The sequence below is a fragment of the Streptomyces sp. NPDC006265 genome, assembly GCF_040613555.1.
Lineage (GTDB): Bacteria > Actinomycetota > Actinomycetes > Streptomycetales > Streptomycetaceae > Streptomyces.
Map to the genome: position 1 here is coordinate 1 of NZ_JBEXSH010000405.1, position 7,862 is coordinate 7,862.

At 71.2% G+C, this 7,862-nt stretch carries 7 protein-coding genes and 1 pseudogene; 5 read left to right on the forward strand and 3 right to left on the reverse strand.

Features of this window, described 5'->3' with window-relative positions; all coding sequences use genetic code 11:
- Both ABZ281_RS28270 and ABZ281_RS28275 read right to left on the reverse strand, forming a co-directional pair.
- Positions 1-776, reverse strand: a pseudogene (locus tag ABZ281_RS28270) (hypothetical protein); the annotation flags it as partial.
- Positions 777-908: 132 nt separating this feature from the next.
- Complete coding sequence (locus tag ABZ281_RS28275; RefSeq protein WP_356659919.1) at positions 909-2,015, reverse strand: helix-turn-helix domain-containing protein; 1,107 nt, start codon at positions 2,013-2,015, stop codon at positions 909-911.
- Positions 2,016-2,155: 140 nt separating this feature from the next.
- On the opposite strand from ABZ281_RS28275, the gene ABZ281_RS28280 reads away from it, so the two are divergent.
- The 5 genes from ABZ281_RS28280 to ABZ281_RS28300 are packed head-to-tail and all read left to right on the forward strand — an operon-like array spanning position 2,156 to position 7,678.
- A complete protein-coding gene (locus ABZ281_RS28280) occupies positions 2,156-3,439 on the forward strand; it encodes an ATP-grasp domain-containing protein (protein WP_356659921.1) in 1,284 nt (427 codons plus the stop codon).
- A gap of 1 nt (position 3,440) precedes the next feature.
- Entirely contained in the window at positions 3,441-4,676 is a 1,236-nt protein-coding gene (locus ABZ281_RS28285; RefSeq protein WP_356659923.1) for an MFS transporter, read from the forward strand.
- Positions 4,677-4,734: 58 nt separating this feature from the next.
- Entirely contained in the window at positions 4,735-5,991 is a 1,257-nt protein-coding gene (locus ABZ281_RS28290) for an ATP-grasp domain-containing protein (protein WP_356659925.1), read from the forward strand.
- A 2-nt stretch (positions 5,992-5,993) separates the two neighbouring features.
- On the forward strand, positions 5,994-7,241 hold the full coding sequence (locus ABZ281_RS28295; RefSeq protein ID WP_356659927.1) for a biotin carboxylase: 1,248 nt from the start codon (positions 5,994-5,996) through the stop codon (positions 7,239-7,241).
- 5 nt (positions 7,242-7,246) lie between these two features.
- Positions 7,247-7,678, forward strand: a complete 432-nt coding sequence (locus ABZ281_RS28300) for a PPOX class F420-dependent oxidoreductase (protein WP_356659929.1) — start codon at positions 7,247-7,249, stop codon at positions 7,676-7,678.
- Between the two features lie 6 nt (positions 7,679-7,684).
- On the opposite strand, the gene ABZ281_RS28305 is transcribed toward ABZ281_RS28300, so the two are convergent.
- Positions 7,685-7,862: ATP-binding protein (locus tag ABZ281_RS28305; protein ID WP_356659931.1), on the reverse strand; the 178-nt coding region annotated here is incomplete at its 5' end.

Sequence of the window (7,862 nt, forward strand, 5' to 3'; positions counted from 1 at the left end):
GGCTTCGCCCGCAGCCAGTTGCGCTCGAACACGCCCACCAGGAACCGTACGACGGCCGGCTCCCGGATGATCACCGCCTGGTCGCGTTCGTTGTCGGCCGGGATGAACGCCACGCTGCGGTCGATGACGATGAGCCGGTCGAACAGCTCGTCCATGGTGCGCACCTGCGCGCCGAGCGCGGTCATGTCGGCCACGTACTGCCGGGTCGGGCTGTCGTGCCAGGCCGTGTGCTGGTACAGCGTGCGGACCTCCACACCGCGGTCGAGCAGCTCGGCCGTCTGCATCCGCACCTTCTCCAGCGTGTCCTTGGGACGCCCGCCGCCGGGCTGCGCGGTGAACAGCTCCTTGGTGGCCTGCTGCACCGACTCGTTGACGATCGCGCTGATCGCGGCCTTGCCCTCGATACGGACGATGGGCTCGCCGTCCTGCGGGCGCGGGCCCTTGCGCGACTCGGCGATCAGGGGCTGCAGCAGGTCGGTCAGGCTGCGCGCCTCGTCCAGCATGGTCAGGGCGGTGGACCGCAGCAGGGCTCCGAGCCGGGCCTCGACCACGCCGGGGTCGACGGCGGACACGTGCTCGGGTGCGGCCGGATCCTGACTGACCATGCCCATCGCCAACAGCTCGCCGAGCGTGCCCTCGTCGAGGCCGCAGTCCTCCCGGCGGACCGGTTCGGCACTGCTGCCCGACTGCCCGTGCCATTCCTTGCGGAGCAACTCGACATAGGTCGCGCGGGCCTTGGTGCTGGGTATCGGGACCACGGACTTTGCTGGACTCATCGCCAACTCCCCCGGAGTGAGGTCGGTAGTCGCAAACCCGCGAGAGTGTAACCCTTTCCCATCTGTCCGCGTGCAGACAATCGCGTAGCGTAATGTCCGGGCAATATGTGCGCGGCCGGGGGCGAATTCAGGTCAGGCCGGCCCGTGCGCCGCCCGCTCCTCGGATCCCCCGTCCCCGGCCCCGTCCTCCAGGGGCAGCCCCAGACGCCAGGCCCGGTATCCGGCCTGGAACCTGCTCTCCGCGTCCAGCTCGTCGGTGATGTCCCGCAGGTGACGGCGCAGGGTGCGGGGGGCCATGCCGAGGCGGCGGGCGATCACGTCGTCCTTGAGACCGGCCGCCATCAGCCGCAGGATGGCCAGTTTCAGATCGTCGGAGGCCAGCCGGTCCTGGGCGGTCTCGACCTGCTCGGTGAGCCGTCCGCCGTTCACCTCGTCGAGGTCGAAGGGCCGGCCGGACCGCCACAGCGTCTCGAACATCCGGTACAGGAACCCCACGACGGTGGGGTCGGTGACGATCGAGGCGCCCGGCGGGCGTCCCTCGACGCGGGGCTGCGGAACGAACGCGGTCTCCCGGTCGAAGATGATGACCCGGTCGAACACCTCGGCGGTGGTGCGGATCTGCGCGCCCGCCGCCGACACGGCACGCACATAGGTCTGGGTCGTGAGGCTGGCCCGCGCGGTGTGCTGGTAGAGGGTGCGCACCCGAACGCCTCGCTCCAGCATCCCGACGCTCTCGGCGACGATCCCGTGCAGCGTGTTCGGGCTGCGTCCGCCGCCGGGCTGGATGCTGACCATCTCCTCCATGCACAGCCGGGTCATCGCCGACAGCTCCCGGCGCACCTCGGCGGCGCTGTCCACCTGCCGGAGCCGGTCGGTCCTGCGCCCGCTGCGGGAGTGCTCGGCGAACAGCGCGGCGAGCGGCCGGAGCCGGGTGTGCAGCCGGCTCAACTCCCGCTGCCGTTCGCGTATCTCGCGTTCCAGAGGAGCCCGCGCGGTCACCTCCGCGACGGTGGGATCCACCGGCGTCCACACCTCGTCGTCCCCGAGCCGCTGGAACAGACCGAGCCGCGCCAGGTCGTCGACGGCTATGCTCAACTCCCCTTCGGAGAGCCCCAGTTCCCGGGAGGCCTCGGCAGGGTCGCGGAGCGTGCCGTGGCGCAGGGTCCACTCGTAGAGCAGCAGCGAACCCTGCCGGAGCGCCGGTTCCGGTTCCCGCTGCTGTGTTCCCGAACGCTCCATCGTCGGCTTCCTCTTCCGGTCAGGCCACCTTGGGCCACCGATTATCTCTCTGCTCGGCGCGGGAACGCTGCCAGAATCCTCGTATCGCGCTGCACGAATCGGCATGGCTGTGCGGCCATGGCCCCCCGAAAGGGTGAAGAATGCGCCGAATCGCTTTTCTGCGATCCATCGAGATTCAGCAGACCAAGCCTTATCTCACACGTCTTGAGCCGAGGTTCGAACGGGAGGGAATAGAAGCCAAGCTCTTTTACACGGACGGCGATTGCGGACCGGACGACTTTCCGGGTGCGGCCGAGAAGCTGCCCGGTGACATCTCGCCGGCGGAGCTCGCCAAGAAGGTGATCGACTGGTCCGCCGACGGCGTGGTGTCCCTGTCCATCGCGGACGAGAACGCCCTGCGTGACGCGGTGGTGAAGCGGATCCTGGAGCCCGTCGGCATCCCCATGGTCGGCCACAGCCTGGCGGCCGTGCACGTCGGCTCCAACAAGTGGGAGACGAAGGGCCTGCTGCGGGACCACGGGTTCGACCTACCCGGCGGCATCCTCGTCGACAGCGATGTGCTGGCCGGCCGCGGACTGCGGATCCCCGCCTATGTCGACTCCATTCTGATGCAGGCGTCCGACCTCGGATATCCGTTGATCAGCAAGCCGTTGTGGGACTGCATGGGCGTCGGCATGGTGGCGATATCCGACGAGAGCGAACTGCAGGACCACCTGGCCCGGCCGCACGACGGCAATTTCATTCTGGAGCAGTGCGTCTCCGGGGAGATCTGCTCGGTGGAAGTCGTGGGCGCCCGCGGCACCTACGTCGTGCAGCCCCGGGTGTGGCAGGGCCCGGCCGAGGCCGGACCGGTCTTCAACTTCGGCCGGCTGCGCTTCGCCGCCCCGCGCCCGGCGCACGACGAGGCGTTCGCCCCCGTCGCCGAGAGGCTCCAGGCGCTGTGCCGCGCGCTGGACCTGGAGGGCGCCATCGGGATCGACATGATCTACCAGGACGGGCGCTACAAGATCCTGGAGATCAATCCCCGGGTCACCGGCACCACCACCCCCTGCATCGCCGCCTCCGGCTTCAACACCTACGACTGTCTGCTGTCGATCCTGGACGGCAGCTGGCCCGCGCCCGGGGTGCCGGCCGTGGCACCCGTCCGGCAGGTGTGCCTGCAGTTCCCGATCCACGACCCCACACCGGAGTTCGTCCGCGACGCCGGCCGCGAGCTGGACGTCGTCCGCACCCAGACACTCACCATCGACGGCGTACGGCACCCCAACATCATCCTCACCTGCGCACTCGAGGACCGGCCCGAACTGCCCGGGAAGCTCGCCTCGTTGTGGCGGCGGCACCGGTTCACCGACGAGGCGCTCCTGGCGCAGATCGCGCGGGCCGTGGGGGCCGCCGTGCCCGACCTGACGGAACCGGCTCAGTGACATGAACATGAAAACCTATCGCAAGGTGCTGGCCCACCAGGGCATCGGATCGCTGATGCTCCTGGGCCTGTTCTCCAAGATCGCCGTGGTGACGATCCCCGTCGTCCTGAATCTCGCGGTCGTCCTCGGCCTGGACCGCGGGTTCGGCGCCGCCGGACTGGTCATCACGGCCTGGACGGTCGGCGTGGGCATCGGCGGCCCCCTCCAGGGCCGCATGATGGACCGCCACGGAGCCCGCCCGGTGCTGCTGGCCTCGGTCGCCGCCCAGGTGCTGTTCTGGGGCCTGGGCCCGCTGCTGCCCTACGAGGGGCTGATCGCCGGCGCGCTCGCGGTCGGGCTGCTCAACCTGCCCGGCTTCGCCCTGGTGCGGCTGCGGCTGGCCGTTGCGATCCCCGACGAGGACCGCAACGCGGCCTTCGCCCTGGACGCCATGACCTCCAACATCTCGTACATGGTGGGCCCCGCCCTCGGAGTCACCGTCGCCACCGCCGTCTCCAGCACCGCGTCCATGCGCGGGCTCGGCGTCGTCATCAGCCTCGCGGGGCTCGGACTCGCCCTGCTCGACCCGGCGGTGAAGGCGACCACATCCCCGACCGCCACCGGCGCCCAGCCGCCGAAGCCGACGTTCCGGCAGTGGTTCACGCCCGCCCTGGTGCCCGTCCTCATGGCGACCACCGCCACCACCCTGGCCACCGCCGGGTACGAGACGGCCATCGTCGGCGGACTGCGCCACGCGGGCCAGATGGAGTTCTCCGGCCTGGTCCTGACCGTCTGCGGCTTCTGCTCGCTGATCGGCGCCCTCGTCTACGGCACCGTCAAGCGCCCGCCCGGCTTCGCCGTCATCGCAGGCCTGGTCGGCCTCACCACCGTCGTCGGCGGCTTCGCGACCGGCGACTGGCGGCTGCTCTGCCTCGCCATGGTGCTCCCGGCGGCCCTGTGCTCGCCCGCGTTCGCCTCCACCGGCAGCGCGGCCAGCGCACTCGCCCCGGAAGGCTCCCGCGGTGTCGTCATGGGCTGCTACAGCGCCGCCCTCACCGTCGGCAACAGCGTCGGACCCGCCCTGTCCGGCGCCGTCCAGGACTCGGCCGGCCCCCGCTGGGCCTTCGTGGTCATCGGCCTGGCCGGTGCCGCCCTGTCCGCCCTCGCCCTCACCGGACACCTCTGGCTGGGCCGCCGTCCCGCCGGGAGCGCCGCACCGGAGCCGGACCGCGCCGCCCTGGCCGAAGCGAAGGCCTGAGCCGCCGCACGGGCGCCCGCCCCACCTCACAACCCCCTGACGCATCAAGGAGCAGTGGATGAGCACCAAGGGTCACGTCGTCCTCGTCGACGCCTTCGGCACGGCGCGGTTCTACCCGCCGGAGTTCCGCGACGCCGGCTACGCGTGCGTGCGCGTGCAGAGCACCCCCGAACAGCCGGCGGCCTTCGCCTCCTCGCTCGACCTTTCCCTCTACGCGGACAACATCGTCCACCACGGGGACTTCGAGGACACCCTGCGCCGGGTGAGCGCCTACGAGCCGGTCGCCGTCATGGCCGGGCACGAGTTCGGCGTCGAGTTCGCCGACCGGCTCAGCGAGGCGCTGGGCCTGCCCACCAACGGCACCGCCCTCAGCAAGGCCCGCCGCGACAAGTTCACGATGATCGAGACGATCAAGGCGGCCGGGCTGCGTGGCGCCCGTCAGCTGCTGGCCACCAGCGCCGGTGAACTGGAGGCCTGGCACGAGGAGCACGGCGGCCGCGTCGTCGTGAAGCCCCTGTCCAGCGCCGGAAACGACGGCATCCGTTTCTGCGACACCCCGCAGGACAGCGCCGCCGCGTTCCGCGAACTCACCGGCGCCGACAACCTGTTCTCGCAGCGCAACGAGGGCGTCGTCGCCCAGGAGTACCTCTACGGCGGCGAGTACATGGTCAACACCGTCAGCCGGGACGGCCGCCACCACGTCACCGACATCATCGCCACCAGCCGCATCTCGGTGAACGGCGTGCACGACATCTCCAACTCCGTCTACCTGCTGCCCCGTCGCGGCGACGTCCAGGACCGGCTGGTCCCCTACGCGCTGAGCGTCCTGGACGCCCTCGGCGTGCGGCACGGCCCGGCCCACACCGAGCTGAAGCTCACCCCCGAGGGGCCGGTGCTGATCGAGACGGGCGCCCGGATCTGCGGCGGCGACCTGCCGTACTACGTCCGTCACGCCACCGGCGAGTCCCCCTTCGACTGGGCCGTCGACGCCTACGTCCGGCCCGAGCGCTTCCAGGCCCGGCACGCCCAGGACTACACGATCAAGCAGCACTTCGCCTCCGTCGGCCTGGTCTCCCCGACCGCCGGCCGGCTGGCCGGACTGCGCCACATCGAGGACATCAAGAAGCTGGAGAGCTTCTACGACTTCTCGCAGTTCGTCCCCGTCGGCGGCGAGATCGTGCCCACCACCTGCGACTTCACCTACGTCGGCTTCGTCAGGCTCTTCCACGAGATGGAGGAGGTCGTGATGCGCGACATCGGCACCATCCACTACCTCGACGGCGAGGGCATGTACGAGCTGGCCGGGGAGGAGTGAGCATGACCCGCGCCCCGAAGCCGCACCTCGTCGTCATCAACCGCTGGCGCGAGAGCTACGCCCGCTACGCCGCGTACGTGGACCACGGCACCCACCACGTCTCGTACATCACCACCGAGGTGGGCCTGCCCTCCGTACCGGAGACCGCCGCCGACGTCGTCCTGGTCGAGCGCACCGACGACCTGGACGCCGTACGCGCGGCGACCCGGCTGCTCGCCGCCCGGTACGGACCGCCGCGGGGCATCGTCTCGCTCAAGGAGGACGACCTCCTGGTCGCGGCGGCCCTGCGCGAGGAGTGGGGCTGCCCGGGCCCGCGCACGGCGTTCCTGGAACCGTTCCGCGACAAGTTCCTGATGGCCACCGCGGTCGCCGAAGCCGGTCTCGACGTACCGGACTTCGCCCTCGCGCCCGACGCCCGGACCGTCGTGGACTTCGGCCGGGCGCACGGCTGGCCGCTCGTGGTGAAGCCCACCCGGGGCAGCTGCAGCGAGGGCGTCGTACGGCTCGACGGCCCCGAGGACGTGCCCCGGCTGGACTTCACCGGCGAACCGCTGCTCGTGCAGCGCTTCCAGGCGGGCCGGATCTACCACGTCGACGGCGTCTTCACCGGCTCCGAACTGCTGCACTGGACCGCCTCCCGGTACGTCAACACCTGCCTGGGCTTCCGCACGGGCAGCTTCCTCGGCTCGGTCGAGGAGGACGACGAGACGGTCCTCGCGGCCATCGGCGCCTACGCCGCCGAGGCCCTGAAGGCACTCACCGGGCAGGCGACCGTCTTCCACCTGGAGGTGTTCGTCGACACCGTCTCCGGCCGGCCGCACGTCAGTTTCCTGGAGGTCGGGGCGCGGGTCGGCGGAGCCGAGATCGCCTTCGTGTGGCGCGAGGTGCACGCCTACGACCTGATGCACGCGGCCTTCCGCTTCCAGCTGGGCCGCACCCTGCCGCCCGGCGCACCGAAGCCCGACCGCGAGTTCGGCGGCTACCTCCTGATCCCGGCCCCGGCCGCGCGCCCCTGCCGCATCACCGAGGTGACGCCGATGACCGGCCGCGCCCCCGGCCCCTACGCCGAGGCCCTGCTCGACGTGGGCGAGGTGCTGCCGCTCGCGGACGCCTACTACGAGCACGTCGGCGGCCGGTTCCGCTTCCGCGGTCGTGCGAGCGGGGAGGTGGAGTCCGCGCTGAAGGAGACGGCCACCGGGTTCCGGGTGTCGGCGGTGCCGATGCCGGCGGCGGAGACGGTCGCGGCGTGAGGCCGATGTCCGAAGGGCAGTGGAGGTCGTTCGTCCTCACCGGCACCCGTACGGGGAAGCTGGCGACCCATCGCACGGACGGACGGCCCCACGTCACCCCGGTGTGGTTCCTCCTGGACGACACCCCGGACGGCCGGACCCAGGTCCTGTTCACCACCTGGCACGCGTCTCTCAAGGCCAGGGCGCTGCTGCGCTCCCCGCGTTTCGCCCTGTGCGTGGACGACCAGGAACCGCCGTACGCGTATGTGATGCTCGACTGCACGGCGCGGCTCACCCAGGACCCCGGGGAGCTGCGCCACTGGGCCACCCGCATCGGCGCCCGCTACATGGGCGAGGACCTCGCCGAGCGGTACGGGGCGCGCAACTCGGTGCCCGGGGAGTACCTGGTGCGGGCGACGGTGCACGAGGTGGTGGGCTTCAGCGGCATCGCGGAGTAGCACCGGTCATGCTCCCCCGCCCACCGTGAACCCGATGACCGTCCCACCCCCGTCCCGCCGGTACGCGAACGGCGCTCCCCCGTGCGCCAGGGCCACCTCGCGGACGATCGACAGGCCGAGGCCCGAGCCCGGCAGGGAGCGGGCGTCGGCGGCGCGGTAGAAGCGGTCGAAGACCCGGGCGAGG

What these genes read in the sequence shown, in the direction of transcription:
- ABZ281_RS28280 (WP_356659921.1), top strand. Translation starts at nt 2,156, where the DNA reads ATGCGCCGAATCGCTTTTCTGCGATCCATCGAGATTCAGCAGACCAAG.
- ABZ281_RS28285 (WP_356659923.1), top strand. Translation starts at nt 3,441, where the DNA reads ATGAACATGAAAACCTATCGCAAGGTGCTGGCCCACCAGGGCATCGGA.
- ABZ281_RS28300 (WP_356659929.1), top strand. Translation starts at nt 7,247, where the DNA reads ATGTCCGAAGGGCAGTGGAGGTCGTTCGTCCTCACCGGCACCCGTACG.
- ABZ281_RS28290 (WP_356659925.1), top strand. Translation starts at nt 4,735, where the DNA reads ATGAGCACCAAGGGTCACGTCGTCCTCGTCGACGCCTTCGGCACGGCG.
- ABZ281_RS28295 (WP_356659927.1), top strand. Translation starts at nt 5,994, where the DNA reads ATGACCCGCGCCCCGAAGCCGCACCTCGTCGTCATCAACCGCTGGCGC.
- ABZ281_RS28275 (WP_356659919.1), bottom strand. Translation starts at nt 2,015, where the DNA reads ATGGAGCGTTCGGGAACACAGCAGCGGGAACCGGAACCGGCGCTCCGG.